This window comes from Acinetobacter geminorum (assembly GCF_013009345.1).
Lineage (GTDB): Bacteria > Pseudomonadota > Gammaproteobacteria > Pseudomonadales > Moraxellaceae > Acinetobacter > Acinetobacter geminorum.
Window position 1 is genome coordinate 210,652 of record NZ_JABELE010000002.1, and the last position, 25,876, is coordinate 236,527.

At 33.9% G+C, this 25,876-nt stretch carries 29 protein-coding genes and 2 pseudogenes; 8 read left to right on the forward strand and 23 right to left on the reverse strand.

What is annotated here, in order from left to right; genetic code table 11:
* Window positions 1–7: 7 nt before the first annotated feature.
* The gene (locus HJG58_RS02745) at window positions 8–316 is read right to left on the reverse strand and encodes an HvfA family oxazolone/thioamide-modified RiPP metallophore (protein ID WP_170247844.1); all 309 of its coding nucleotides are present in this window, start codon (window positions 314–316) and stop codon (window positions 8–10) included.
* 163 nt (window positions 317–479) lie between these two features.
* Here HJG58_RS02745 and HJG58_RS02750 point away from each other — a divergent pair, with 163 nt between their 5' ends.
* Window positions 480–1,082: an HvfX family Cu-binding RiPP maturation protein gene (locus tag HJG58_RS02750; RefSeq protein WP_170247845.1), complete on the forward strand. Its 603-nt coding sequence runs from the start codon at window positions 480–482 to the stop codon at window positions 1,080–1,082.
* Window positions 1,083–1,214: 132 nt separating this feature from the next.
* Here HJG58_RS02750 and HJG58_RS02755 read toward each other — a convergent pair whose 3' ends face one another.
* From HJG58_RS02755 to HJG58_RS02790, 8 genes are all read right to left on the reverse strand, one after another.
* Window positions 1,215–2,159 (reverse strand): DUF4424 family protein, encoded by a 945-nt coding sequence (locus HJG58_RS02755; RefSeq protein WP_170247846.1) that lies wholly within the window; start codon window positions 2,157–2,159, stop codon window positions 1,215–1,217.
* Window positions 2,160–2,283: 124 nt separating this feature from the next.
* Window positions 2,284–2,628 carry a hypothetical protein gene (locus HJG58_RS02760; RefSeq protein WP_170247847.1) on the reverse strand — a complete coding sequence of 115 codons (345 nt, stop codon included), beginning with the start codon at window positions 2,626–2,628 and terminating at the stop codon, window positions 2,284–2,286.
* A gap of 313 nt (window positions 2,629–2,941) precedes the next feature.
* A complete protein-coding gene (locus HJG58_RS02765; RefSeq protein ID WP_170247848.1) occupies window positions 2,942–3,400 on the reverse strand; it encodes a hypothetical protein in 459 nt (152 codons plus the stop codon).
* Window positions 3,401–3,650: 250 nt separating this feature from the next.
* Window positions 3,651–3,845: a hypothetical protein gene (locus HJG58_RS02770; protein WP_170247849.1), complete on the reverse strand. Its 195-nt coding sequence runs from the start codon at window positions 3,843–3,845 to the stop codon at window positions 3,651–3,653.
* Window positions 3,846–4,020: 175 nt separating this feature from the next.
* Window positions 4,021–4,338, reverse strand: coding sequence for a hypothetical protein (locus HJG58_RS02775; protein WP_216076490.1), 318 nt, complete (start codon window positions 4,336–4,338; stop codon window positions 4,021–4,023).
* 159 nt (window positions 4,339–4,497) lie between these two features.
* On the reverse strand, window positions 4,498–5,190 hold the full coding sequence (locus HJG58_RS02780; protein ID WP_170247850.1) for a hypothetical protein: 693 nt from the start codon (window positions 5,188–5,190) through the stop codon (window positions 4,498–4,500).
* A 2-nt stretch (window positions 5,191–5,192) separates the two neighbouring features.
* Entirely contained in the window at window positions 5,193–5,750 is a 558-nt protein-coding gene (locus HJG58_RS02785) for a hypothetical protein (protein ID WP_170247851.1), read from the reverse strand.
* A 175-nt stretch (window positions 5,751–5,925) separates the two neighbouring features.
* Window positions 5,926–6,630 carry a hypothetical protein gene (locus tag HJG58_RS02790; RefSeq protein ID WP_170247852.1) on the reverse strand — a complete coding sequence of 235 codons (705 nt, stop codon included), beginning with the start codon at window positions 6,628–6,630 and terminating at the stop codon, window positions 5,926–5,928.
* A gap of 434 nt (window positions 6,631–7,064) precedes the next feature.
* Between HJG58_RS02790 and HJG58_RS02795 the strand changes: the two genes are divergently transcribed.
* Window positions 7,065–7,751, forward strand: coding sequence for a hypothetical protein (locus HJG58_RS02795; RefSeq protein WP_170247853.1), 687 nt, complete (start codon window positions 7,065–7,067; stop codon window positions 7,749–7,751).
* A gap of 86 nt (window positions 7,752–7,837) precedes the next feature.
* Here HJG58_RS02795 and HJG58_RS02800 read toward each other — a convergent pair whose 3' ends face one another.
* Window positions 7,838–8,386, reverse strand: coding sequence for a TetR/AcrR family transcriptional regulator (locus tag HJG58_RS02800; protein ID WP_170247854.1), 549 nt, complete (start codon window positions 8,384–8,386; stop codon window positions 7,838–7,840).
* Window positions 8,387–9,062: 676 nt separating this feature from the next.
* On the opposite strand from HJG58_RS02800, the gene HJG58_RS02805 reads away from it, so the two are divergent.
* From HJG58_RS02805 to HJG58_RS02820, 4 genes and pseudogenes are all read left to right on the forward strand, one after another.
* Entirely contained in the window at window positions 9,063–9,821 is a 759-nt protein-coding gene (locus tag HJG58_RS02805; RefSeq protein WP_170247855.1) for an HD domain-containing protein, read from the forward strand.
* 136 nt (window positions 9,822–9,957) lie between these two features.
* Window positions 9,958–10,578, forward strand: coding sequence for an NUDIX hydrolase (locus tag HJG58_RS02810; protein ID WP_170247856.1), 621 nt, complete (start codon window positions 9,958–9,960; stop codon window positions 10,576–10,578).
* 176 nt (window positions 10,579–10,754) lie between these two features.
* Window positions 10,755–11,453 (forward strand): DUF1826 domain-containing protein, encoded by a 699-nt coding sequence (locus HJG58_RS02815; protein WP_170247857.1) that lies wholly within the window; start codon window positions 10,755–10,757, stop codon window positions 11,451–11,453.
* 214 nt (window positions 11,454–11,667) lie between these two features.
* Window positions 11,668–12,696: pseudogene (locus HJG58_RS02820) on the forward strand (MerR family transcriptional regulator).
* Window positions 12,697–12,818: 122 nt separating this feature from the next.
* On the opposite strand, the gene HJG58_RS02825 reads toward HJG58_RS02820, so the two are convergent.
* Complete coding sequence (locus tag HJG58_RS02825) at window positions 12,819–13,289, reverse strand: Csu type fimbrial protein (RefSeq protein WP_130118597.1); 471 nt, start codon at window positions 13,287–13,289, stop codon at window positions 12,819–12,821.
* Between the two features lie 513 nt (window positions 13,290–13,802).
* Here HJG58_RS02825 and HJG58_RS02830 point away from each other — a divergent pair.
* Entirely contained in the window at window positions 13,803–14,240 is a 438-nt protein-coding gene (locus HJG58_RS02830) for a DUF2147 domain-containing protein (protein ID WP_170247858.1), read from the forward strand.
* A gap of 85 nt (window positions 14,241–14,325) precedes the next feature.
* On the opposite strand, the gene HJG58_RS02835 is transcribed toward HJG58_RS02830, so the two are convergent.
* The 7 genes and pseudogenes from HJG58_RS02835 to HJG58_RS02865 form a co-directional block, all read right to left on the reverse strand.
* Window positions 14,326–15,630 (reverse strand): MFS transporter, encoded by a 1,305-nt coding sequence (locus HJG58_RS02835; RefSeq protein WP_170247859.1) that lies wholly within the window; start codon window positions 15,628–15,630, stop codon window positions 14,326–14,328.
* Between the two features lie 339 nt (window positions 15,631–15,969).
* Complete coding sequence (locus tag HJG58_RS02840) at window positions 15,970–16,566, reverse strand: cytochrome b (protein ID WP_170247860.1); 597 nt, start codon at window positions 16,564–16,566, stop codon at window positions 15,970–15,972.
* A gap of 12 nt (window positions 16,567–16,578) precedes the next feature.
* On the reverse strand, window positions 16,579–17,643 hold the full coding sequence (locus HJG58_RS02845; RefSeq protein WP_171545198.1) for a catalase family peroxidase: 1,065 nt from the start codon (window positions 17,641–17,643) through the stop codon (window positions 16,579–16,581).
* A gap of 314 nt (window positions 17,644–17,957) precedes the next feature.
* Entirely contained in the window at window positions 17,958–18,428 is a 471-nt protein-coding gene (locus HJG58_RS02850) for a hypothetical protein (RefSeq protein ID WP_170247861.1), read from the reverse strand.
* Window positions 18,429–18,628: 200 nt separating this feature from the next.
* A pseudogene (locus HJG58_RS02855) lies at window positions 18,629–18,874 on the reverse strand (TetR/AcrR family transcriptional regulator); the annotation flags it as partial.
* Between the two features lie 149 nt (window positions 18,875–19,023).
* Window positions 19,024–19,467, reverse strand: a complete 444-nt coding sequence (locus tag HJG58_RS02860; RefSeq protein ID WP_170247862.1) for a hypothetical protein — start codon at window positions 19,465–19,467, stop codon at window positions 19,024–19,026.
* Between the two features lie 438 nt (window positions 19,468–19,905).
* Complete coding sequence (locus HJG58_RS02865) at window positions 19,906–20,724, reverse strand: hypothetical protein (RefSeq protein WP_170247863.1); 819 nt, start codon at window positions 20,722–20,724, stop codon at window positions 19,906–19,908.
* 496 nt (window positions 20,725–21,220) lie between these two features.
* Between HJG58_RS02865 and HJG58_RS02870 the strand changes: the two genes are divergently transcribed.
* Complete coding sequence (locus HJG58_RS02870; protein ID WP_170247864.1) at window positions 21,221–21,577, forward strand: IS630 transposase-related protein; 357 nt, start codon at window positions 21,221–21,223, stop codon at window positions 21,575–21,577.
* 8 nt (window positions 21,578–21,585) lie between these two features.
* Here the strand turns inward: HJG58_RS02870 and HJG58_RS02875 are convergent, their stop codons facing one another.
* The 5 genes from HJG58_RS02875 to HJG58_RS02895 form a co-directional block, all read right to left on the reverse strand.
* A complete protein-coding gene (locus HJG58_RS02875; protein WP_170247865.1) occupies window positions 21,586–22,410 on the reverse strand; it encodes a DUF6502 family protein in 825 nt (274 codons plus the stop codon).
* Window positions 22,411–23,517: 1,107 nt separating this feature from the next.
* Window positions 23,518–24,084, reverse strand: a complete 567-nt coding sequence (locus HJG58_RS02880) for a TetR/AcrR family transcriptional regulator (protein ID WP_170247866.1) — start codon at window positions 24,082–24,084, stop codon at window positions 23,518–23,520.
* A 647-nt stretch (window positions 24,085–24,731) separates the two neighbouring features.
* Entirely contained in the window at window positions 24,732–24,920 is a 189-nt protein-coding gene (locus tag HJG58_RS02885) for a hypothetical protein (protein WP_014206277.1), read from the reverse strand.
* Window positions 24,921–25,067: 147 nt separating this feature from the next.
* Window positions 25,068–25,538, reverse strand: coding sequence for a hypothetical protein (locus tag HJG58_RS02890; protein WP_170247867.1), 471 nt, complete (start codon window positions 25,536–25,538; stop codon window positions 25,068–25,070).
* A 96-nt stretch (window positions 25,539–25,634) separates the two neighbouring features.
* Window positions 25,635–25,784, reverse strand: coding sequence for a hypothetical protein (locus tag HJG58_RS02895; RefSeq protein WP_170247868.1), 150 nt, complete (start codon window positions 25,782–25,784; stop codon window positions 25,635–25,637).
* Between the last annotated feature and the right edge of the window lie 92 nt (window positions 25,785–25,876).

Below are 25,876 nucleotides of genomic sequence, written 5' to 3' on the forward strand. Positions count from 1 at the left end.
AGATTTTTTACTTAGCGCCGCACTTACCGTCAGCGACTTTTTTATCTGCACCGCACTTGCCGTCCGCTGCTTTTTTGGTTGCTCCACATTTTCCATCAGCTGCTTTTTTATCTGCACCACATTTTGCTTCGGCAGACTTTTCGTGGTTCTTCATTTTGTTAGCACCGCATTTTGCTTCACCGCATTTTCCATCTGCTGCTTTGGTTGCATGTGCTTCGGTTGTTGTATGGGTTGCTGCTACCGCCACTTGTGTAGCGCCAGTAACTGAAAGTGCTAATAATGCCGCCACTGAAGTCATTGAGTTGAGTTTGTTCATTTTAGTATTCCTTTAAAGATAAATTCTCTGTTTGTACATTTGTACGTATAGTTAGACGGACCAAATCCTTTTTTATTACACCGTAAATAAAAAATTTTTTATGTAAGAAATACAGTCTTTATCCGACTAATTAATATTCAATCGCATCGGATGTGAAATTATCATGAAGAATTTTATTTATGGCTTATCTCAATATTATCAAAAACTGGGTAAAACTCTACAACATGCGGACGGCATCGCAGCTCTGGCTCTTCGATTATATTTAGTTCCTATATTTTGGATGGCCGGCACAAATAAATTAATGCACTTCAATGATATTGTAGAATGGTTTGGCAACTCAGATGGAGGTTTAGGACTTCCCTTTCCATATCTAATGGCCCTGCTTGCAACAACAACTGAACTCGCGGGGGCAATACTATTAACATTTGGCCTTTTTACTCGCTTAATTAGCATCCCACTGCTTATTACGATGTTAGTTGCTATATTCACAGTCCATCTACCAAATGGATGGCAAGCGATTGCTGATCCAAATGCACCCTTTGCAAACATGCAGGTCTTGGCCTCGGCTGAAAAGCTAGAAAAAGCTCGTGAAATATTACAAACCTACGGCAATTATGACTGGCTCACGTCTAGTGGTTCGTTTGTAATTTTAAATAATGGAATTGAATTTGCCGTTACGTATTTAGTCATGCTACTCGCACTGCTTGTTCTTGGAGGCGGCCGTTATTTCAGTTTAGATTATTGGATTAAAAAGAAGCTGCTCTAATTAATCATTACGCTCAGAATCCTACTGACAGCAACATAGAGCATCTTTTTGCTTATTGTGTGCCATGTCTGGTTCATGACACACAATCAATATTGAGGCAATTTGTTGGTCAAACCAGAAGCTTGTAGGAAGTTATCTAACTCTCACAAAAATAATATCTAGGTCTTTTTTGGGTACAAACTTAGTCTTGGTCATTTGAAATTGAGTTGGACTAATTTTTTTAACTGGCCCATCCCAACAAAATGAAACCAGTTCGTCTTTATCGCGCTCAATGGTTAACTTAAAGTTTTCAATTGGCTTTGCCCAATTTGCGCCCGTCGTCAAAATGTAACCCAAAGCACTAAACGGCGAATTTTCTGCACTGGCTTTTTTTAAGCCCTGCTTAAATTGCTTATCCATACAAAATTGCTGGCTATCTTCCTCGGGATATAAGGCAACAGAACCACCCACCAAAGGTTTATATTCATGATGAATCTTAGTCAAACCATTGGCTTTAAAGGTCTGCCTCCAACTATAAACCACTTGAGATGACCACGGGATCACATCATCTTTTTTAAATTTGGCTAAGATTTTTTGTATGTTCGGCTTATTACATTGTTTTAGCTTATCTACATAATATTCATAATCATAGTTAGTACGAGTCCAGGGATTTAGCATCTCTTTTTCACTAAAACCGCACTGTTTAAACTCATCCGTAGCATCAATCAGAGGCGATTTTTCATCTTTTTGAATAAACGTTCTGACATGCATTTCCGGTTTTATATTTTTCCCATCCACCACGATCTTAAAACTTTTTAGAAGTTCTTCTGTATGGGCAAAATCAGACTCAAAAAAATTATCAATGCGCGGTAGTGGAAATAAAATGGTTTCAGTGACTTCTTTATTGCTTAGGTTTTTATAGAGGTAATCGACCTTAATCAGTTTTTTACTAATAAATAGATCTTCGCTTTGCATGGCAATCTGCGAATTTTTGAGATATTGAATCCCACCCGTACCGACATAGCCCGTAGAATCATTGGCTACGCTATAGGTCGATAGTTGAATTAATACAGCAAAAGTCATTACAAGCTTTTTCATTTTAAAGCGCTCTATGTCATTTTCTAATTATGGAATATCAATCTAAGGCAAATCATATTATATATTTCACCCACAAAAAACCGTCTAAAGACGGTTCATTCATACATTAAAAATCTAATTTCTTTTAATGATAATTTAGTTTCTGCTTTATCATCCTTTTTTGCACACTAATTTTTCCAATAAAGTTGGTTAGCCATAAAATACATTCATCACGATGTTCAAAATGAGGAATCAAACTTAAATCAATTTTTATATCTCTATCTGCCAAAGGTAAACTCAGACAATATTCAAAGTCGATAGAGTTATACTTTAATTTTAGATCCTTTTCTTGGGCCTGCTTTTTAATTTCAGCCATAATTCGATTGAGGTTAACAATCAAATTATTTGAAACTTGGTTATTTTCATAAATACGTTCATATACATTTTCAGCAACGTCTATGTATTTAATTAACTCGGCATTTTCATTCATATTATTTATATTCCCCTTTTTTTAAAGATTATGAACAGCTAAATGTTTAATTGCGTTACTTGACACATTGCTTATGTGAAAAACGTATATTTTTCTTTATTAACAAATACACTTAAGATATTGTTATTTATTATGATTCAATAGATATCTGCACATTTGTATACATTTAATATTTTCAAAAATCTAAATTTAGACAATGTTAAAAGTTAGTTAGGATGGGATTAAGACAAAAAAAACCGCCCCAGAAGGCGGTCGCTGAATTTAAAACCAGCAGTATATAGAAGTGTGGTGGACGGTCACTTCTATATTCTTTTTATGAAGGAGTTTTATTGGTTTTACTAAAATCTTCAGATTTAAAATAATTGATAATCATGTCTGCATGCTCTTCTTTTTGAGGAGCTACAGATACAGGAAATGCATCTTTCGACATATTAAAACCAGGTGGAAGAAATTGCGAAATAGGCGGCAATTTAGGTTTTCCACCTTCCGTAATTCGTTCAATAAAACCAGCTAACCAAAGAAGATACTCTCCTTCATTTACAAATTTTGGCATGACACTCAAATCAATTTTAACTTTACATTCACTTAACGGTTTAGTTAAGTTTTCTTCAAAGTCTATATAGTTGAACTTGAGCTTAAACTCAGTCCCCTTGATGGCTTTTCGGGTCTGACTAATTAAACAGTTAAGGTTCTGAGTAATGTCATCAGTGAATAAGCTATCTTTTTTTATATTTTTATAAACCTTTTCGGCTACAGCTAGATACTTTGGCATTAACCTCTCTCCGTCCTATTGTTATAAAGTTCTGATCTATGAATGTCTTATGTATTTGATTATGCTTAAACGCGTGTAATTAAAGGTAACCTTACTAGACTTGTTTGTAAGTAGTTATCGCTTTATGTAAAGCGCACCAATAAAATACCGAAAAAAATTATGGTTTTGATAACTTATCCGCAAAAATGCATGGTTGAATAGAGAAAGTTTGAAACATTTATTTTCATATTATTTTTACCATTTGGTAAAATTAATATACTTTCATTTGCCTATCTCGTCTCACTAAACCCAGAAAAGCTCGACGCACTCGTATTTCTTCTTCAGAAAAAGGTAAATGCTCGATAAGCTCGTAAATTGAGAGAGAATTATTTTCTATCAAGAAACAGTCTTGCTCTGTTGTCCAATTAGTCGTAGCCGATTCAGCTTGTTTTAAATAGCGTTTCATATTTCCTAGCAGACTTGTTTATATATACAAAAAGCCTGCCTTTAGGCAAGCTTATATTTCAGATTTTGAATTGATCATTATTATAGCAATCTATAGATGATATGGTCAGTTAATATTGTAGCTGCCCTAACTAAATATTATAAAAAAAGCCCACTTACTGTGGGCTTCTAAATGGTTATTGTGCGGCATTTACCCCAACAATAAACTGACTACAATTAGAACCTTCAGATGCATTACCTAATTGCTTTTCAGAAAATTTAAATTTAGAGGCAACTGACTCATAATCTTTTTTAAGGCTTTGTCCTGTTAGCTCACCAAGCTCTTTCACTTGTTCTGGTTTCAAGATGCCATGTTCAACTGCTTCGTTTACCATGACACATGCTGTCGTCATCGCGTCATAACGCGCAGCAGTTTCAGAGTAGCCTAGAGCACCGATTACACCACCAACAATTAAACCAATAATGACCGCCAAAGTTACGTGCATTTTATTCATTTTTTAAATACCTAAAAATCTAACGAAAAGACGAACACTTCAAAAGGATGTGCTCAAGTCCAATCAAGATAGCGGTATTTACACGATATAAAAAGTTAGATTCTGTCACATTTGTTGATAGATTACGTGAAATGTGTTTAATCAATTAAAAGGGAAATATCAGACCTTCCTAGTTCTTTTTCGTTTTTTGCTTGGCACTTCTAAAGGAATATCCACCTTACCTGTACCCAACCCGCGAAAAAAATAATTAAAGATGTATAAGAATAAAAGACCAAAATAAAAAATAGGAAAAATACTAAAGGCAGTACTTATGATTTCCCAAAACATAACCCCGACTCTATAGTTATAACAGAATGATATGAGTCCACCTCTACGTCTAGGCCTTTGCTGAGTAATATCATCCTCAATAAAGTGAAAAATTCCCATAACAAAACAACCAGCAAATGTACTTGAGACTAAAGTCTTTTTAATTAGAGGCTTTTCTAACCAAGGGTATTTTTTTGAAGATTCAAATTCGGCTTTAAAAAAGAATTTATAAATTTCTTCTTGATAAGCTTTATTAATTCCATATTTTTTAATAAAAAAATAGGAGATAACACAACCAACAAAGAACATGACTATGGTTATGTAAATGCTATAAAGAATCGTAAAAAACGGTAATGGCCCTTTCGTACCAACAGTCACATGCATAGTTTGTGTGATGTATTGATATAGCTCGTACTGCCATTCATTTTTTGGATAAGCAGGAAATACAAATAAAGGAATAATAAAAAGAATAGAGCATAAGGCTATATTTCCTTTATTTCCTTTACTTTTCCGTGCAAGCGTAGAAAGAAAACTTTTAGAAGCCATATCTATATTTTACAATTTGGAATCATGTGCTTAGCTTTATAAAACTCATCAAAAGCCTTCATATCATTTAACCATGGAGAGATAGTTTCCAGATTACGTTTATTAATATTTTTTGATGCTAATAGCCTTGATGAAGAATAATTTTTCTGCTGAATTTTTTGATTATATTGTTGTACAAACATAAGCTTTAAGCATAATCCTCGAATGCCCTTATTACCAAAATATGAATACTCAGAATATTTATTTAAGACATCTTTCATTTCTTTATGTTCACCATTCCAAACATAAAATGAGCTTAAACCATTCAAATCGTTAATGTATATCTCATCATTAATGGGGTTTAACTGTAGGCCTTCTTTTAAAATAATACTGTTTATTTCCACTTCATCAGATAAGTCCATCCAAAAAAAAGAAGCCATAACTTCTTCTGAAAATCTTATTCTGGCTTGCTCTGTATCCTTAGGATATACAATAAAAAAATAATATAATCCCAGAAAAATTATAAAGAATAATATAATAGAAAGTAATCTCCAAAAATTAGTACCTTTTATAATATTCATAACAAGCCATTCATTTTATTTAATATCTTGTGAACGAACTTTACTCTATGTTTTAGATAAAATCAAAAGAATAGAGAGAAAGTTTCCTTATATGAAATATATACTTATTTTTACTTGTGCTCTTTATATTCAAAAGAGCACTTTTTAAAGGGAACTTTGAGACATTTTTAAGTGATTAAGGTAAAAATGGCTTTGTTAGAAACACAAATCCGACAGAGAAAAAAGCATTATCATGATGAGACATTTGGTTGCCATAACTTGTGTTTAATTGAACAAAATCTTTATAGACCATGTATCGAAAACCTGTTTGGTAAAAGGCATCATTTCGGTCATTACCATATACTTCGGCAGTGAACGTTAATGGGTTAGCAAGTTGTGTTTCGGTTCCAATTCCCCACGTGGTTTGATTTTTATGTGTGGTATTTTCACGTAACCACCCCATATTGGCATGGATTAAAAATTTATCATCCAAAGTAGAAAGACTTAAAGGAACATTAAACGTCCAATCTTTCTTTGAAGAATCTTTAGTATTGATTTGAGTACCAAATGAAAAACCGATTCCCCAATCATTCGTTTCTAAAGGTTTTAATAAGGTCTTGCCTTGTAGAGTTGCATAACTGACGTGCTCGGTATCATCATTTACTCTCCCCATCCCTACAGCAAATTCAAAATTGCCACCAAAATTACAGGCTGGTGTTGCCCAATATTCTTTGCTGTCAGAGTTATGCTGTGCCCATGTTTCTAGCTGACAAGTTTTTGGAGAAACAAGAGCGGCATCGTCAACAACCATAGGTCGTCCACTATAGCTTGCATTAGATAATGTGAATAAACAGAAACCAGAAATAAGTGAGCGTTTCTTTAAAGTAAATAACACTGGCATCACTCCCATAAGTCATGGAGCACATGCAAGTACTGCAACCCAACATGATCAGATCATGGGTTAATAATAGAAATGAAAAGATGAAAATAAAAAAACCTCTTCTTGCATCCACAAAAAGAGGTCTGTCAGGACTTCAGTGGATACTTAGACTATTACCGATCGACTACTGTCACTCGAGCAAGTACTCACATTGAAGCTCCTAAAAATTAGTTGGGCGAATTCTAAAATTCCCGTTGTTAAATATCAAGTTAAAATTTAGTAACAGATCTAGCCAATCTGAATGTAAGTATTAATATCTAAACATAAAGTACATTGTAGATATAAATACTTAAGGAGTAATAGTTGTTTCATTTAATTATATAATAATGAACGTTAGACACACCTAATATTTCAAATATGTATAATATCGTAAATTTCAACAATGAGATGGTTAGATGAGCGATATTATTGAACTATTAAAATTAGCCTTAGAACACCCTTCACCAGCATTTATTTTTACTCTGGTTATCTTATTTATTATTGTTAAATCAAAAAATATTTTATATAGTATCCTTGAATTTAAAGACCTTACTAAGAAAAGGCTCATACAAAAATATGAAGAGGCAGCTAACTTCAAGGATAAAAATTTTCTTACTAATGAATTAGAGAAAGATTACCTACGTTTATGTGAGGAAACACAAATTAAGGCTTTAATAGGTTGCCGATTTTGCTCTAAAGAAATGGCTACATTTATTTTAAGCCGAAAAGATATTTTAAGTACTATCAGTCTTTATCATAGAATAAAAAGTGAAGTAAAAATTGAGGATGGACACGTAGTTCCAAAGATAAAAATGGGGAAATTAAGAATTAATTTCAATATTTTTTTTGGATTTATATTTTATATGGGAATAAGTATATTAGCTTTTTCACCATTATTACTTCCGATGTTCTCCCAGATAATTTTCAATCAACCAATGAAATTAAATCTGGATTGGAAAATTATATTAGCAGTAACCTTTATTATAATAAGTCTCTTCTCAGTAGCTTTATTTATTTTAAATGAGAGTTTAAAACCTAAATTTACAAAAGATTTTTGTGAACTTAGCTCAAATAAAGAACCTGAAGTTTATATAGATTTATAATTAAATTTTTTCGCAAAATTATCATGTTTAACCTTCTTCTATTTTTTAAAATAGAGGAAGGGCTTTAAAAGAAATGAATAAACGAATTATCTTCTCAAAAAACACTCAAGCACTCTCTCCCGCTCGATTGCCACATCCGAGCTTAAAAGCTGAATAACTGCACCTTCAATCATATATAAAAATAGCTTAGCGTCTTGAAAGGTAGCATCTGTTTTGAGTTTTACAAGCTGGCTATAAATTTCATTAAGCAGCCATGTTCTATATCTCACTGCGGTTATATAGGCTTTTGGATAGATCAGTTTCGTTTCAAAAATTGCTTTAAATAATAGGTAGTACATTCCTTCTAAATCGGTGTGTAAGTAATAAAGCTCTTTAAGTTTATCGTTCACGTTTGTACCTTGGTCGTACTGAGCAATTGAAACCACTTTTTCTTTTAAACGTTCTTTTTGTACGATTAGACAGATTTCAATAAACCGCTCTTTAGAATGAAAAAAGTTATAAAAAGTTGCTTTGGTCACTTCACACTCTTTCACGATTCTATCTACCCCAACCGTATGAAAGCCGTGATGGTGAAATAAATCAATCGACTTATTAATGACTTGAATAGCACGCGTTGAGAGAACTAAATTTGGCATAGTCTTACCGTTAGAAATTATTGTTGTTTCTAAATGAGATACTTTTTTGGGAGAAAAAAGGCACAGCAAAGCCCGTAAGACTGTGCTTGGCACATCTCAAGTTTTATTGTTGATTAAGTTTTTAGACGAAGTAATTTAAAGCCTGAAAACCTTACGGCGATCAAACTGCTTTAAACGTTTAAGCTGTGTCGTTATAGCTTTTGGCATTGAGAGCCAAGAAATAATGGATGTGCAAAGCCAACTCCTTTTTATTGGGAGTTCTGCCAGACATTAGAATTATGGTGGCAGAACGAAAGGGGTTAGCAGACTGGTCAAACGTGGCCAGCACACCCGAAGGTGTCCCCCTCCGTTCCGCCATAGAGGGGGCACGAGGGCTCAACACTAGAAGCACGAAACTTCTAATGTACGTTTGATACGGTCTGCTAAAACCGACTGGCAATGTAGGCCAGCAGGCAAAGGATAGTAGCCCGCCCTCTTTCAGTCAAGCACACAAAATGACATTTGCTTTAAAATAGATCATTAAAAAGTAAGGATAAATAATGAGGAAGTTATTGTTAAATTGAGGTTTACAAAATGTCTATCAATTAAAGCTCTATTGATGTCTTAAGATTGAAAACTTGCAAAAAATCATCAATGATAATATTTTAGAGTAATTGCTCTAAAATGAGATCTAATAATGAAAACTAAAAGAATTGGTTCGTATCACTGGATGCAAGCTACCAATGGTCAGCTCAGCTTCAAAGAGAAAATTAAGTTAATTCAAAAACTTATGCTGCCAAGTGTTATGGCCTCTATAAAAATAAATTACTTTCGATTCAAAATTTCTCATGATTTTGATATTGATCAGATCGTAATACCAGATACTCAAATGGTTAAAGTCGCGCTTGATGAGCTCGAAGCTAAAGCAAGTATATCTATCTACAATCATTCATGGCGAACCTATTTCTGGGGTGCTGCCCTAGGCCATATACAAAAACAGCAATTTGATGATGAGTCACTTTTAATAGCCTCACTTTTTCATGATATTGGCTTAACTGAGCAACATATTCATAGTAAAGGTTGTAACTGTTTTACCTATGAGAGTGCTAAACAATTTGAGCTAAAGGCTAAAGAACAAAGCTTTGATGAGAAGAAAAGTGAAGTTATTAAAGATGCTATCTGCTTACATATGAACGGCTATATAGATCACTCTGACCCAGCAGAAATTACGCTATTACAGCAAGGCGCATCATGCGATGTAATTAGTGACGGTCTATATAGACTCCCCGTCTCTTTTAGAAATGAAATTTTAGAAAAATATCCTAGAAAACAATTTAATAAAGAATTTATTGAGCTTGTTAATTTAGAAAGTAAGAATGTACCAAATTCTCGAACTAGTCTATTAAGTAGTTTTGGTTTACCACTCATGATTAAGTCAAATTTATATAAAGAGTAATTTGATTAGAGCTATTAATCGTAAAAAAATCTCAAAAAAATTCGTTTGAAATCTCAGCTAACAACTGTTTAATAGTGCTTCGGCTGAGTATGACTTAACATAGCTAAAAGATATAAGCTTGAAGGCATCTCTTGCAATGAATGACTCAGTGAAGTGGTTAGAAACTTTAAATAAAATTACTGGTATTGCCCAAACAGGTTTACATTATTCAAAAGATGTTTATGACAAAGAACGTTATGAACAACTCTTAGGACATATTGAATATTTATTAGAATTAAAAGAAATCAAAACAGAAAATTTTATTAATAACGTGCTCCAAGATGTAGGTTATGCCACTCCGAAATTAGATGTCAGAGCAGTTGTTTTTAAAGAAAATAAATTATTATTAGCAAAAGAAATTGGAGATGGGCGATGGTCTGTTCCGGGTGGATGGGCTGACGTAGGTTACTCAGCATCGGAAAATGCTGAAAAAGAGGTTCTAGAAGAGACAGGTTTACGAGTTAAGGCCATTAAATTATTAGCTTTAACTGATAGAACCAAGCACCCACACCCTCCCATGTTTTTACATGTGTATAAGGCTTTCTTCTGGTGTAAAATTATTGATGGTGAACTGATACCAAGTATTGAAACACCCGAAGTTGGATTCTTTGGTAGAGATGAGTTACCACCTATTTCTACAGCACGTGTAACAGAAGAACAAATACAGCAATTCTTTGATTATTTAGAGTCAGTACCAGACGTTACTAAGTTTGATTAGTTAAAAAATCAATGTAAAGAGAAATATCTATTATTGATAAAAACTATTAGTTATTTAACTCTAGAATGTCCTTCTGAAGTAAGACTAAACTGGATTAATCAATTGGAATGGAATATTTTTTGGCTAAGCTCAGGCTATAATATTAGTAAAGCTCTATTATTTTATCTAATTCTCATATGAAGAACGCATTTTCTGACAGCAACCAAATTAGAAAAGTGTCTAGTTTCCCTGAACTTGTAAATACAAAGTTTCAAGGAGAGACAAATGCGATTTGCTGGCACAGAAATTTGGTGGGTGACTTTAAAGAAATTGTGAATAAACTTCAGTTAAAAGAAAATATTACAGAAGTTTCTATTGAAGACCTTTTAGCGCTACAACTTTCAGAAAAAGGTAATCTTGCAAGGACAACTATTTTAGAAGATATCGAGCTGTTAACTGATTTTGGTGCATCACCTGTACTTAATTTACTTAAAAACTATGAACGCGATGAAGAACTAGATTTCATTTCAACCGATGTATATTCATTCCATGTTGATCGCTCCCCCATTGAAACCGATACATTCTTATGTACCTATCACGGCGCTGCCAGTGATATTGTGCCCAATGATCAGGTTGAACAAAAAGTTTTAATTCCAGAAATTAGAGAAAAGCTCAAAGAATTACATGACGGCTCTGATGCTGAATTTGAAGCTTTTTTGGCAGAGTATTTTTTTGATTTGCATTATCAACCCAAACCCGATGCTCAACCTGTAAATTTAGGTACGGGACATATTTGGCGTTTAGCAGTAGATCATCCCACTCAAAAGGTTTTACCTTGTGTTCATCGAGCACCTGTTGAAAAAAATGGCGAGTATCGATTGCTTTTGATTTGTTAAATATATTGTCACTCCATGACTAGAATAGCTTGAAATCATTTTTATCCAAGAAAAACTGGCTTAAGTAATCTCTTAAGATATTCCGAAAACGGATCAAATAAATTCGGATATCTAGCAAATCAAAAATAATGAAAATTATGATTTAAAGTAGTTGACCCTCACGTAACGTAAGCCCCTAGCATAAAACACGCCTAAGGAAGAAGGAGCTAAAAAGATGCTGTTAAAAGTTGGTGAATTGGCTAAGCAAACAGGACTTACTGTCCGTGCTCTTCATCACTATGACGATATCGGTTTACTTTAGCCTTCGGTCCGTTCCGATGCTGGTTATCGACTATACACCCGTAAAGACATTACTCGTTTGCATCAAATTCAAGCATTACGAGGACTGGGAATGTCGTTAGCCGAAATCTATACGGTTCTTGAAGACCCCAATCTTGCACTTTTACCGATTATTGATCAGCAGATTCAAGCAATTGATCAAAGGCTGACGGAGCAAAAGAAATTGCGAAATCAGCTCAGCAAACTTAAATCTCAGATCATAAGTGGTGAAGAGCTTGGTTTGGAGGATTGGCTAAAAACACTGGAGCTTATAGCGATGTTTGAAAAATACTTTACAAAAGAAGAGCTTGAAAAACTGACTTTCTTACAAGCAGGCACTAAAAGCCACCAAGAATGGCAAGAGTTAACTCAAGCAGCAAATGCACTATTTAATGCTGGTGAACCATCTAACAGTGAAGCAGCTCAAGACCTAGCTCGAAAGTGGATGAAAACTCTTGAGCACAATACGCGAGCTAACCCAGAATGGTTAGTTAAACTAAATGCCATAAACTCAGCCGAACCTGAATTTCAGGAAAAAGTAGGCGTAACGCCAGAAGTTGTTGAGTTTTTACTTAAAGCTTTTTCTGAGAGTAAGCTGAGTATTTTTGCCCGTTATTTATCTGACGATGAGTTTATTTTTCTAAAAGAGAATTATATTCGTGAGATGAAAAAATGGCCTCAATTATTGGTTGATATTGAAAAATTGATTGATGCCGAGGTCACACCAGATAGTGATGGATCAAAGTGTTTGGCACAACAATGGCTCTCTATGCTACAAGGCTATGCTGGCAAAAACCCAAGTACTCAAGAGAAAATCCGTACAGCAATGCAAAGTGAACCAAGCCTTGCTGACGGTACTTGGCTCAAACCAGTGACTCTACAATTTCTGGAAAAAGCAGTAGCAGCATTAATGCGTGGTGCTTAGTTCTATCAAAACAACTGGCTACACCATATTTTGGTGTAGCTTTTTAAAATATTCTATCCACCCCTAAAAACAGTTTTTTGATAAATTAGTTTTGATATTTATGATTATTTTTGTTTTCAAAATTAATATATAACATTCACACGAACCCAATCTTCATACTTGGTCGCCTGAACATTCGTAGTTGATATGATCGCTCCATGAATAGGAATATTTTCTTTCATTCCTGTCGCGATTCGTGAACGTATTTTATCCGCTACCCCTCCCCAAATTTGAGTATGGCCCGCATCTTGATACAGTACATATGCAACAGATGCTGGGCTGTCAGCAGATTTAAGTTCAAAATTATTGTCTGAAGTTACTGCCAATTGATAAGGTGTATTCTTGCTGCATTGCACAGTTACATCCGTTCTTGCAGTAGGAACTGGCTGAGCACGTTCAACCGAACCAAAATCTAAGTTTCCTTGTGTGGAAACTTCACAAGTTTCTAGAATGGTTAAACTGACCCTCAATGATGTAGATGCATTTCCAGCATCTGCACTATTTATTGTCAACATTCCCATCAGAGAAAATAAAGCATGTCTAATGACTTTCATTTCTTCTCTCCTTAACTTTTTGTTCTAATGTCTATTCATCTTTATATTGTGTTTTTTCTGTTCCTATTAAAGAAACAGCTTTCAGGATTGTTTAGTTATAAGACTTAATATTGCACGGTGTCAATCTATACTAATCACATGATTTGCATATTATTTTTATTATTTGTGATGAGTTACACGCAATCTAACTAATTTAAAAAGTAGTGGATGTTTTTTATTTCTCCTAAACATAAATTTTGTCATTATTTATCAAATTGTATGCAGTTTAATCACCCCACTACTTCTAAAAATTATCAATAATTTATAAACTGCTTTTAAACCTTGCTTAATCATTCTGTCCATTCTCGCAATTGCATAAAAAAACCGATCAAAATAATATCCAAATAAATAGATTATAACCTCACATATTGTTTAGCTTATCGATTCAATACTAAGAAAATTGTGAAGTTAAATTTAAAATGAATAATTCTGGCCTTTAAAAACCATTTATTTTTAATTCGAGAAACCATTGATATGAAAAAATATTTATTATTAATTTTATTCAGCTTTTATTCGGTTCATTCATTTGCATCGGACAAATTACATGGCAGTGTTTGGAAAACCATTGATGACGCAACCAATCAACCTCGAGCGCTGGTAAGATTTAGCCAAGATAAAAATGGCAACCTCTCTGCAAACATCGAAAAAATACTTGTTCCAAGTGAAGCCAACAAATGTACGATGTGCGAAGGTACTTATAAAAATAAATCTTTGATTGGTTTAACCATCGTCAAAAATTTAAAAAGTGTGGGCCAAAATAAATATGACAAAGGTTCTATCCTCGACCCACAGTCAGATAAGACCTATCGCTTTAGCGTAACGGTATCACCAGATGGTGAAAAACTTACTGCACGTGGATACATTGGTATCTCTGCGATTGGCCGAAATCAAACGTGGTATCGAGTTAAATAGGTCATGAACTAGCAGTAACCAACTCTTTGTAACTACTTACCGATCATAATTACAGTCAATATGTGCATGATGGATGTAATAGTTTTTATGATCGGTACTTAGCTTGAATCATCAGCATAATAATGACGAGTAGCGAAGGTATTGCAGCAATCACAAATAAATGGGTAATGACCAGAAATTGGGAAAGGTAGCCACCAAATAGCGGCCCAATGACCGAACCCAAACGGGCAATTCCAATACTCCAGCCCACTCCTGTAGTACGAAGCGAAACTGGGTAATAACTGGCAGACAGTGCATTAATGGCAGGTTGTCCGCCAACAATTGCAAAGCCAGCAATAAAAATGATAATAAATAATAAAACAATATGGCTAACCGCATAGCCAATTAAAGCAACACTCATCACTGCAACCAAAAAAACAGGAATTAATACTTTATAAAATCCTGTCTTATCGATTTTAAGGCCCATCACCACACTACCAATCGTACCGCCTAATTGTAGAGTGGAACCGATCATCAATGCCTGATTTAATGAAAGTCCTGACTCTTTGGCCAAAGTCGGTAACCAGTTTGCCAGAAAATATAGACTGATCATGTTTAAAATACTGATGATCCAGATGGAATAGGTAAAAAACGCACGCTGATTTTTAAACAACTCAAGCGGTGACTTTTTAACCTCAACTTCAGTGTTATTAATAATTTTTATTTCTGAATTAAATGTTAAGGCCGGATAAAACTTCTTTAACCAAAATAAAATTTTAGGAGTATTTTTATTATTTTCACTCAAAAAATATAAAGATTCTGGCAGCTTAAAGTATGTGATAAAGAAAATAATTAAAGGGACAATACCGCCAAAATAGAAAATTGCCTGCCAACCTCCCCAAGGAACTAATAAGGCGGATATACCGCCCCCTAACATTGCCCCTACCGTATAGCCACAAGAAATGACCATCATGGTAAAAATACGAGATTTGAATGGAACAATTTCGGAGCTATAAGCCATAACATTTGGCATGATACCTCCTAAAAAAATTCCTGTAACAAAGCGGATTGCAGTCAATTGCTCAATATTGCCTACATGTGGTGTCACCAGCATCAAAACCGAGAACATAAAGGTTGAGATCAGTAAGATGGGACGGCGGCCAAAACGATCAGAGAGTGAACTTAATAAAAATGATCCAACAAACAAACCAAATAAGCTGGCGCTAAACACAACCCCTAGCATGGATTTTTGAACACCCCATTCTTCTATAATCATTGGGGCTGCGTAAGCCATAGACTGGATGTCATAGCCATCCATAATCATCAGTAATAAACAGGTGATCAGAATAAATTTTTGATAGCGTCCAACTTTCTGCTGATTGATCAGATCACTTAATGCAACTTCTTTCATGGTATTCCCTTCTCCATGACATGCTTTAAATCAATTCATATTAATTATGCAATACGTAATCAATTTACGATTAACGTAAAATAAAATAGCAATAATATGCAAACAAAGTCAAAATATTATTTTTTTTAGAATATAAACAAAAAGTTAGATCAGGTGATTTGATTATGTCCGAGTAATGATCTCATTATATTGCACAGGGGCTATGGTCTGCTCATCTAACAAAAATTAAGCAAACCATACATCCTATTATTTAAATTATTTTTAGATTCAAATAGATGATAAAAAACAATCGAAAAACTTTTCCCTCTCGTCCGCCTGATCTGAGCTTAATAATTCCCCTCAATCAGCATTCTTCTTTTCAGCAGAAGATCCATTACTTGATGGTTTAGAAGAGCCCAAAGCCATACTTGAGAATACGCCATCGCGATAAATCCATGCATGTAATAACGCAGCGGATAGATGACCAATAACCACAGCAAATAATAACCAAGCCAAAATTCCGTGTAGAGTACGGAACCAAGCGTAAAGCGTAGAGTTGGTGGGTGCTATAGGTGGAAGATCCCAACCCGGAAATAAAGTTACAGGCCAATTACCTGCCGATAGCGTTGCCCATCCGAGCAATGGCAAACTAAACATCAAAAGATAAAGTAGCCAATGTGATGCATGGGCCATAAACGTCTGCCAGCGTGGTACAGTCGGCGGCAAAGGTGGAATTGGAAAATAGAGTCGATTTATTAACCTTATGATGACCAATAATAAGATTGCGATTCCTAAAGGACGATGGATATCGATTAACCACGGACGCCAAGTGATTGAGGTTGTCATTCCCACACCAATAAATAGCATGGCCAAAATCGCTACTGCCATAAGCCAATGTAGTATTCGAGCAGTCAAATTAAAATGACGTGGACCATTATCGTTAGATTTGTTTTGCATGGCTGATCTCTCCTATTTGCCCACGGCATCCGTTGCTTTGCCAAATCCAATTTCACGTAAGCGGGCATTGTAAGATTGTGAATAGATGCCTGCTCGTGCGGCGAGTACTGGATCATCTGATAACTCAATTCCGGGTGGAACTAGTGTTGGATCAAAGTTAATGTCACGGCAAACGCCATTTACCTGTTCAGTTACATTTTTGACTTCCAATGTTCCTGCTATCACTTCTTTACGTTCTTTTGGCCAAGGTTGAGACGGGTCATTCACTGGGTCTCCCGGCTCGGCAAGTTGCAAAACCAAATCCCAATATAGCGGCCCTTCAGCCAAACGTTTTTTGATGTCTTTAAATAAGAAATCATGGCCAGCTTGATCGCGTTGTTCTTTTGTCAGGCTAATAAATTTTGAATGAGGACGCATAGACCAACGGACTGGCTGTTCTTGTCCATTGGCAGCCCGCAATATAAAAGCATTTACGACATAAAATTCTGCGCCACTGAAACTACCGGTTAATGGCATCGTCGACTTTTGCTCAATAGACTTACGTGCTTCTGGGTATTCTTTTAAGAAAGCCTCAACTAGGGCTGGATCGGGTTTGCCAGTAGCTGGAACTGGTTTAAATGCTTTTTGCTGCGCCAAAAAACCTTCGGCATTTCGTGTAGGGAAATAGGGAAAGTTGTTTAATTTCATGCGCCATTGTGAATGATCAGCTGCGGAAAGTAATAAAGCCATACTTACCGTTGCTGTCGAATTATCTGCCGCATGCGGGTTACCACTTCCGATAGAGAATCGGCCAATTGCTGGTATATCAGACTTGGCAAATACTGTGGCTTTAGAGAGTGCCGCCGCCGCACCATTACTGTGGTAAGTGCCATCAAAACAAATACCCTTACCGTGTGCACGTCGATATCCGGGATCAAAGTTATTTAATGAGTCTCCCAAAAAAGTTTTGCTTGTGGTGCGATGCCCAAATAGACCAGCGACCCAAGCAAATGCCAATACTAAGGAGCCCGCGATTACAGCAATACCCACGAATCGCAGCCAGTACTTCTTTAGAGTTTTAAAATTCAAATTATTCATTCTTCATCCTGTGTAAATTGTATGGCTGCATCCCTAAAAAAGAGTTTGATCATGTCAAAAGAGACTTACTTACATTGATGGAATCACGTTCAAAATTAGCTGAGTAAATAAAATCCCGAAAGTTCTGGATCCAATAGAGATAAGCCTTAATATAATATTTATTTCCCGATCATATAAGGTACGCACCCACTTACGGGTCCTAATCATCTTTTACGGTTGATAATAGTTTTTAGATTTTTAACATAAACAAGCAACTGTTCTCATAAACAGCTGCTTGAGATTTTTAATTTATAAATAAAAATTAGTGCTTCTCATCATGAAGTAGCCAAACTTTTTTCATTTTTTTTATAATCGTCAGAATCAAAATAGCTCCTAATCATATTGGCGCTTTCTTCTGACCTTCTTCTTTCTTCTTCTAAATCAACTTTAACTTCTTGTCTGGCTTGATATTCAGCAGGGATCAAGCTAGCGAGTGGTGGAAGCTTAGGTCTTCCTCCAACTGTAATTCTTTCAATAAAACCTGCTAACCACATGATGTATTCAAGCTTATTTTTATATTTGGGCATTAAACTGATATCTAGCTTAACTAAGCACTGATCGGGCGGTTTGTTTAAACACGCTTCGAAATCAAAGTAATTACTTTTTAGTTTACATGAAGAACCCTTTAGTTCTTTTCTTATCGCACTTACTAAGTTATTGAGCTGCTCAATAGTGCTTTCAGAAAATAAATTCTTTTTCTCGCATTCTTCGTAAACCTTTTCGGCGATAGCTATAAATTTTGTCATCCCTATTTCCCTTTTATTATAGGCATTCTTATATCTTTTGCCTTTTAAGGAATTATGATGAATTAATCATTACAAAATGTAAGAGATTTCTACTATTAAGTAATTAATATGAAACTTTTGCAATCTTTTACGGAAACCGTCCGCAGTGATAAAAATTAATGATAAATAGATCACAAAAAATAAAGATTAATTAGTCTCTGTTAGACATAAATTGTATAAAGATCTATCACTTTCTCCCTCTCATCTGTCTGACCTGTGCTTAAAAGCTGAATAATTGTGCCTTCAATCATATATAAAAATAGCTTGGCGTCCTGAAAAATCGCATCCCTTTTGAGTGCTCTAAGCTGGCTATAGATTTCATTAATGAGCCATGTTCTATATCTCACTGCGGTTTGATAGGCTTTTGGATAGGTCAGTTTTATTTCAAACATGGCTTTAAATAATAAATTGCAAAGCTCTCACATATAAGATTATTAATTTCAAATTAAGTGAGCAGTTAAAAATAATTAAAATCTTATATTATTAAAAAATAAAATTTTAATTACCACTTCACTTTATTAATTAAATTTATAATTTCAATTAATAGAAGCCCACTTTAAGGAGTTTCTTCTTTTTTTGAACAAATAAGTTCTTTTCCATTATTTAAAATATACGGTTTGCCATTTTTATCTACGGAAAGTGTTAAATTATTGTCGGTTAATTGATTCGTTTGAAGGTCTACATCACATGATTGGCACTCTTGAGCAGTACAATTTTTAACTTTGAAATTGTAAATTTCAGGCTTCAAACGGTACTGAGCTGCATTATTAATATAAAAACTACCCGATTGAATGTTGTCTATATAAAAATTAATAGGACAGTTTTGCTTTTCCGGCGTGTCTTCTGCACATAACTTATCATCTCGTTTTACGTTTATTACTTGAGCCTTATCGTTGCTCCCTTCTTGAAACCGTAGACCTGCAGGCTGGGAATAATTGTTTGCTACACAGGCAGACAGTCCAATTGACACAGCTATTACTAACAATCGCAATTTATACATATAGCATTCCCTAACGTTAAAAGTAAAAACCATTGTTATCTCTATATTTGTGAAGCATTTCTCATATGTGCTAGGTGAAGTTATCAACTTCACACCAAATGATTATGTGCATTTTACACATTTATTAATGATTTCAAACTATGCTTTCCATGTTAAAAATTGTAATGGCCAAAAAATAAATTTAACTTATTAATATATAATATTATTTTTATAATTAATTTTTTAATAAAAGTTTGTTATTTTATTAAAAAATTAATTATGTTCATTTTTAACATAAAAAGATTGTATCTGTGTGGCTTTAAGCCCATTAGTTCTTATGCTTATAAAGAAAACAATTTCAATAAGGCATAAAAAAACCATACTCAAGTGTATGGCTTATATGAGAAACAGTTTGAACGAAAAAATTTAAGCTAAATTCAGTCTACTGTAGATTTAAACTTATAAATCAAATCCACCGAAGATTGGGGGCTCCTCTGTCGTAGTATCATCATTATTTGAGTTTCCTTCAGACGAGTTAGAACCACTTTCCGGTTCAGAAGTTTGAGGAGGAGCTCCATCTTTACTTGATGGATATTCATCTATTAATAATATTGTACTTAGAGCATCACACTGCGTTCTTGAACTTAAGTTATCCTCTTCGTAAGGTGAAGCATATAATTGGTTAGAATATTGTGTGTTATAACTTGCTGTCCAATTTTGCAAAATATTAGGTAAATTGAAGGTGTAATAATATGTTTTTTCTTCATTTGGTTGATACGTATTGACAGTTTCATCATTTAAACAATAATTCGTTTCTGATATTTTTTCTGTTTTAGAACCTGTTAACTGAATAGCAGCTTTGCAACTATTGATGTACTCATAGATCGGTTCTGATGTCGTATTTTTTACAATAACTTGTAATTTATATCTTACCTTCAACCCACTATTTATTCCCAAAAGATCCATCCGATCTCCCATTTTCATGGGAATAAATGGAGCATAGTGTCTAACAAATTGAATTGTTCGCTCTACACCGCCACAATACTGTGTTATAGGATTTGGATAAGCTACAGCATATTCACCATCATCTTCCATTTGATTAGAACCTGGGTTTGGTCGAGGATTGGTAACAGGGTTTTCGGTACCAACCGTCATTTCACCCGTGCCAGTCCCCCCTAAAGTGACTCCAACATTAAACCCACCATCCTCTCCTGTACAACCAGAGAGTATGAACAAACCTACAGTTACTAATGGTAATGTAAGACGTGAATGAGGCATATGAGTTATCTCAATAAACGTTTTAAGAACTAAAAAACAGAAGATTCCTTTACGTCCTGTTTTTTCATGAAATATTGTATAGGAAACTGAAATACTCAGTATTAATTGATCGCTATAAAATTGAAATTTTATAGAATTCAACCAACTAACTAGAATTTAGTCATTCAGAAATATGCATGCTCTATAGAATCGAACTCTACAGAAATCATACACTAGTAAATCTAAGATAATTTAACAATAAAAATACCATTTAACAAACAAAAATGTGCAATTAAATCATTTTTCATGAAAAACTATAATATAAAAAGAGTATAAAATTTCTAAAAAATAAAAATATGTGCAATATGTACATATTTTTTAAATAATGGTACATTCCGTTAGTGATTTGAGATAAAAGAGGAAAGGCTAGAACATGTAACATGTGAATAGAAAATTTTGATAGCTCAAATAGTAGCTTTTTATTAAATATTTGATATAAGGAAATGAGTTAAATTCTATGCGTGCATATTCTTTAGACTTTCGCCAGAAGGTAATGGTTGCTTACAAACAAACGCAGCATAAGACAAAAGTATGTAAACAGTTTAAGATCGCTAGATCAACACTGGATGAATGGATTGCTCTTCAAGAAACAACACAAGATTTAAAACCACTACCGCTTATTCGTACTGGTAGACCCTTTTCTATTTATGACTTAAAAAGCTTTGAAGATTTTGTAAAAACTACACCCTTCTCTAAGATCAGTGAACTAATAGATCCTTTTGAACAAAGATTTGGCTATAAAGTCTCATATTCGATTCTTTGGAGAGGCTTAAAAAAAATTGGTTGGAAAAATACATTCAAAAGTCGAAAGTGAATCAATATTTATTTATCATATTGGAAAATACCCAGACGAAAGTTTTTATTCGCCTCAGCTGAACCCTCATCCTTGTTGCAATACTCTATTGCCGAAGACAGAATGGCTTTAGACATCAAAGTCCACATATCTAAACTTAGTTTTTTAAGCTTTTCTACAGATTCCTGACTTAATTCATCTGCAAAGATAGCTTGCTCTAAAAAATTGGTTTTTTGTGTTAAATTACTAATTCCTGCTGCAAGATGATCTGAAATATTCTGAGTAAATATTTGTTTACTTTCGTCTTTTTGGGGATCTGGAGTAAAACTAGAATTCTGCAAAATAATTTGATCATTTTCTTCAATGACTAACCCAAGCCGCTTGAGCTCCAGTAATATTGATTTAGGGTGCTTCTCAGAAGATATTTGCTTAACTAAGCCCTCAAAACTTGTCCCTTCTCCACTAAATGGGATTTGAGATGGAAGCTTTTGCCCAACCCATAGACCTATAACACGAGCCGGAACACTAATAGGTAATTGCTGATTAATTTGATTAATTAGTTTGTATTCACCATGAGTCTGACAAAAACTCCTGACATCACGTCGACCTAAACCCGATAATAAGCTAACAGCAGAGTCTGTCTTTTTTTGCTTAATAGCATCTAACTCTTTAATCGCTTCATTATAAAATACTATTTTAAGTGCTGCTGAAAACTCTGTATAACCGACACCCGCTTTTATGAGCCAATGAACTAACTCAGGCATAATATTAATAGCATGCTCTAATGTAGTTTCAGTATCATGTGGCAATATCATCTCTTCAGAATTTTCCAAAGTCGATGTCTCTTTACCCATGTACACTCCAAGATATGATAGAATAGAATTCCCCAGTTCAATAATTAGAAAGAAAATTAGAAGTTAATTTAATAAAATTATACTTTTTCAGTATGCTAAATTGTAGGCTTTTTTTTAAAAAATGTAGGCTTTTTTTTGTGAAATAATAAGCTAGTTTTGTTAGATGCTTGTTTAGCAAGGTCTTTCATTAATTGCACTATCTGAATTAGATTTGCTTTTAGTTTAATTACTTTTGACGCAGTGTCCTTACATATCCAGAACCTTATTCCAAATTAACCAATAACTCTTACTCTTATTTCATTTTAGTTATCTTTTTGCATATGTGGGTTAGAAATATTCTTGTGCTTAAGCTACTTGTGAGACGCATATCAGCTAGAACTGCAACAACATTTTATTATTATGACAAGCTTTCATTAGATTAATAAATATACAACACCAACATTTATTTAGTTTTCTTTTTTAAAGTTGAGTTCTAGTTTTTGATTTAATTATTTGATATTAAAAGTTATCTATATTAAATTTCTAAGAATGACTACTAATAAATTTATATTTCACCTTATAATTTTTGATAACAGCTTGAATTCAAACTTAGCAAGAAGGAAATTCTGCTCTATACAATTATAATCCTCTAAAAATGAGATAGATGCCAACAGCCTACTTTGGATTTATGTAATAAAAATAAGTTGTTACAATAGAAAGAAAAGAAAATGAAAGAATTAAATAAGTGTTTATAGAGTGAAAACTTTTGATAAAGTTCCAGATATTCATAAGTTTATCCACTTAAATGTTACTAACGATACAAAACTAAGGACAAAAAAAAGCTCATAGCATTTGCATTGAGCCGTGCATAATACATGCAATATAGACCACACTACGCTTGAACAATGTGATTCTCATTTTAAAATAGCATATAAATGTACAATTTGCACATTAAAGAATCCAATTATAATCAACTTTTTTATCTGAATTTATAAGAAAGTTACCAATGTGTTTTCTCGACCGTAGAAAGCTATTAGACCGATAATCTGTAAATAAGTTAAGAATTTAATCTGTGAATGGTTCGTAAATTTATCATTTACCTCAAAAGCCATGTAATTTCCATTTCAATTATTTATTAGCATTAAATATACCCCTACAAAAACAATCCAACATCCTTTCTCTCTCATCTTTCTGTTCTGAACTTAAAAGCTGAATAATTGTGCCTTCAATCATATATAAAAATAGCTTGGCGTCCTGAAAAATCGCATCCCTTTTGAGTGCTCTAAGCTGGCTATAGATTTCATTAATGAGCCATTTTCTGTAACTCACCGCAGTTTGATAAGCGTTTGGATAGCTATTTTTAGTTTCGAAAATGGCTTTAAACAATAAATAGTACAGTCCCTCTAAATCAGTATGTAAGAAATAAAGTTTCTTAAGTTTTTCCTTCACGCTTAAGCCTTGGTCGTATTCAACAATTGAAACCACTTTTTCTTTTAAACGTTCTTTTTGCACAATTAGGCAGATTTCAATAAACCGCTCTTTTGAATGAAAAAAGTTATAAAAGGTCGCTTTAGTAATTTTTGACTCTTTAACAATTCTGTCGACCCCAGCCGTATGAAAGCCGTGATGCTGAAATAAATCAATCGACGTATTAATAACTTGAATAGCACGTGTTGAGAGAACTAACTTTGGCATAGTTTTACCATTATAAAAATTCTTGTTGTATATAAATGAGATAAAAAAAAACCTGTGCCCTTTCTGGGAGAAAAAAAGGCACAGCAAAGCCTATAAAGACTGTGCTTGGCACATCTCAAGTTTTATTGTTGAGTAAGTTTTTTGGTCGTGACGATTTAAAGTTTGAAAACCTTAGGGTGATCAAACTGCTTTAAACGTTTAAGCTGTGTCGTAATAGCTTATGGCAAGGGCCGCCAAGAAATAATGGATGTACAAAGCCAACTCCTTTTTATTGGGAGTTCTGCCAGAAATTAAAATTATGGTGGCAGAACGAAAGAGGGTTGACGAACTGGTCACACGAGGCCAGCACACCCGAGGGTGTCCCCCTTCCGTCCTACCGCTACGAGAGGGAGACGAAGGGCTGCACAAAACTATCCCTCAGAAGGAATAATTCTGATACTCGTGTGAAAACGGTTCGTCAAAACCGACTGGCAATGTGGCCAGCAGGCAAAGGATAGTGCTCTGTCCTATTGCAGTCAAGCACGCAAAATGCCATTTGTTTTAAAATAGATCATTAAAAAAGTAGGGCTAAATAATAAATAAGTTATTGTTAAATTGGGGTTTATAAAGAGGTGTTTTTAGTTACTTAATTTAGAGGTTGGAATTCACTAACGACTATATAGCGGATCTTCCTCAACAAAAAATACCTCACCCGATGAAGGTAAAACCCATTGATAAGTTCCTTCTATTTTCTGCATTTTTTCTTTAAACGTATTATATATTGCTACAAGGTTATGTTTTTCATCATATTCCCCTATATAGCCACGTTCCTTTTCTTCATGAAAATCTCTAAACATTTTATGCATTTTCACGGCTCTAAGTTCCATCTCTTTTGACCTTCTTATTATTGATATAATTATTATGATCCTTTTTATATTTTAAATACTAAAAAAAGTGTTCCAAAATATATCTTATAGCAACGTTAATTAAATGGTCATTAAAAATTAATACTTATCAAATCTAAACTTTTTCATATCATACGGTATATCTAGCTTCACACTCCATTTGCTTGATTTTTCACTTATTATAACTGCATCAACCTCAAAAGCATCCTTATCACTGAAACCTTTTATTTCTAAAAAATTAACAAAACTTGAGGCATTTATTTTATTAAGATATCCAACTCTTAAAGTATCTATATAGACAGCAATTTTATCTGTTTCCTTTTCTAGGCATATTACAGCATTTTTAAAAACCTTAGTCCTACCACCACTTTGGTTACCGACTAAAGTTATCAGTTCTTCTTGGTATAAAGTTACAATTATTTCATGCTCAAAAAAGTTTTTGTTCTCTGTAAATATTTTACCAGCTATTTTTAGGGTACTTTCGGGAAGTTCTAGACTAACTTTAGAAAAAACTTTAAACAAAATATAAGCAAAAACAAACAAAATAAAAATTATTATAATAAAAGACATATTAAAAACATTCCTCTTAATTTTATAAATTGGCAAAAAGAATCATTATTCTTTCGACCAACCCATCATTTAAGAAAAAATAAATTTATTATATTATTATTTTTTCTCATTTTTATCATTTTGATCCATTTTTTCTACAGCATTTTGATCAGGGCTTTTAGGCTCAAACTCTTTACCATCTTGCTGTTGCTGTTGTTGCTCTTTTGATTTGTCTTGATCGCTTTTAACTTGGTTTTGTTGAGACATTAGAGTCTCTCCTATTTAATGTTGTGTAGATGATTATCTAGCACTTAGTTAACATAGTCCTTTTACCTTTATATAGATACAATGCAAGTGTA

Excerpts from the sequence above, each read along its gene's own strand:
- HJG58_RS02745 (WP_170247844.1), bottom strand. The coding sequence starts at position 316 with ATGAACAAACTCAACTCAATGACTTCAGTGGCGGCATTATTAGCACTT.
- HJG58_RS02750 (WP_170247845.1), top strand. The coding sequence starts at position 480 with ATGAAGAATTTTATTTATGGCTTATCTCAATATTATCAAAAACTGGGT.
- HJG58_RS02755 (WP_170247846.1), bottom strand. The coding sequence starts at position 2,159 with ATGAAAAAGCTTGTAATGACTTTTGCTGTATTAATTCAACTATCGACC.
- HJG58_RS02760 (WP_170247847.1), bottom strand. The coding sequence starts at position 2,628 with ATGAATGAAAATGCCGAGTTAATTAAATACATAGACGTTGCTGAAAAT.
- HJG58_RS02765 (WP_170247848.1), bottom strand. The coding sequence starts at position 3,400 with ATGCCAAAGTATCTAGCTGTAGCCGAAAAGGTTTATAAAAATATAAAA.
- HJG58_RS02770 (WP_170247849.1), bottom strand. The coding sequence starts at position 3,845 with ATGAAACGCTATTTAAAACAAGCTGAATCGGCTACGACTAATTGGACA.
- HJG58_RS02775 (WP_216076490.1), bottom strand. The coding sequence starts at position 4,338 with ATGAATAAAATGCACGTAACTTTGGCGGTCATTATTGGTTTAATTGTT.
- HJG58_RS02780 (WP_170247850.1), bottom strand. The coding sequence starts at position 5,190 with ATGGCTTCTAAAAGTTTTCTTTCTACGCTTGCACGGAAAAGTAAAGGA.
- HJG58_RS02785 (WP_170247851.1), bottom strand. The coding sequence starts at position 5,750 with ATGAATATTATAAAAGGTACTAATTTTTGGAGATTACTTTCTATTATA.
- HJG58_RS02790 (WP_170247852.1), bottom strand. The coding sequence starts at position 6,630 with ATGCCAGTGTTATTTACTTTAAAGAAACGCTCACTTATTTCTGGTTTC.
- HJG58_RS02795 (WP_170247853.1), top strand. The coding sequence starts at position 7,065 with ATGAGCGATATTATTGAACTATTAAAATTAGCCTTAGAACACCCTTCA.
- HJG58_RS02800 (WP_170247854.1), bottom strand. The coding sequence starts at position 8,386 with ATGCCAAATTTAGTTCTCTCAACGCGTGCTATTCAAGTCATTAATAAG.
- HJG58_RS02805 (WP_170247855.1), top strand. The coding sequence starts at position 9,063 with ATGAAAACTAAAAGAATTGGTTCGTATCACTGGATGCAAGCTACCAAT.
- HJG58_RS02810 (WP_170247856.1), top strand. The coding sequence starts at position 9,958 with ATGAATGACTCAGTGAAGTGGTTAGAAACTTTAAATAAAATTACTGGT.
- HJG58_RS02815 (WP_170247857.1), top strand. The coding sequence starts at position 10,755 with ATGAAGAACGCATTTTCTGACAGCAACCAAATTAGAAAAGTGTCTAGT.
- HJG58_RS02825 (WP_130118597.1), bottom strand. The coding sequence starts at position 13,289 with ATGAAAGTCATTAGACATGCTTTATTTTCTCTGATGGGAATGTTGACA.
- HJG58_RS02830 (WP_170247858.1), top strand. The coding sequence starts at position 13,803 with ATGAAAAAATATTTATTATTAATTTTATTCAGCTTTTATTCGGTTCAT.
- HJG58_RS02835 (WP_170247859.1), bottom strand. The coding sequence starts at position 15,630 with ATGAAAGAAGTTGCATTAAGTGATCTGATCAATCAGCAGAAAGTTGGA.
- HJG58_RS02840 (WP_170247860.1), bottom strand. The coding sequence starts at position 16,566 with ATGCAAAACAAATCTAACGATAATGGTCCACGTCATTTTAATTTGACT.
- HJG58_RS02845 (WP_171545198.1), bottom strand. The coding sequence starts at position 17,643 with ATGAATAATTTGAATTTTAAAACTCTAAAGAAGTACTGGCTGCGATTC.
- HJG58_RS02850 (WP_170247861.1), bottom strand. The coding sequence starts at position 18,428 with ATGACAAAATTTATAGCTATCGCCGAAAAGGTTTACGAAGAATGCGAG.
- HJG58_RS02860 (WP_170247862.1), bottom strand. The coding sequence starts at position 19,467 with ATGTATAAATTGCGATTGTTAGTAATAGCTGTGTCAATTGGACTGTCT.
- HJG58_RS02865 (WP_170247863.1), bottom strand. The coding sequence starts at position 20,724 with ATGCCTCATTCACGTCTTACATTACCATTAGTAACTGTAGGTTTGTTC.
- HJG58_RS02870 (WP_170247864.1), top strand. The coding sequence starts at position 21,221 with ATGCGTGCATATTCTTTAGACTTTCGCCAGAAGGTAATGGTTGCTTAC.
- HJG58_RS02875 (WP_170247865.1), bottom strand. The coding sequence starts at position 22,410 with ATGGGTAAAGAGACATCGACTTTGGAAAATTCTGAAGAGATGATATTG.
- HJG58_RS02880 (WP_170247866.1), bottom strand. The coding sequence starts at position 24,084 with ATGCCAAAGTTAGTTCTCTCAACACGTGCTATTCAAGTTATTAATACG.
- HJG58_RS02885 (WP_014206277.1), bottom strand. The coding sequence starts at position 24,920 with ATGTTTAGAGATTTTCATGAAGAAAAGGAACGTGGCTATATAGGGGAA.
- HJG58_RS02890 (WP_170247867.1), bottom strand. The coding sequence starts at position 25,538 with ATGTCTTTTATTATAATAATTTTTATTTTGTTTGTTTTTGCTTATATT.
- HJG58_RS02895 (WP_170247868.1), bottom strand. The coding sequence starts at position 25,784 with ATGTCTCAACAAAACCAAGTTAAAAGCGATCAAGACAAATCAAAAGAG.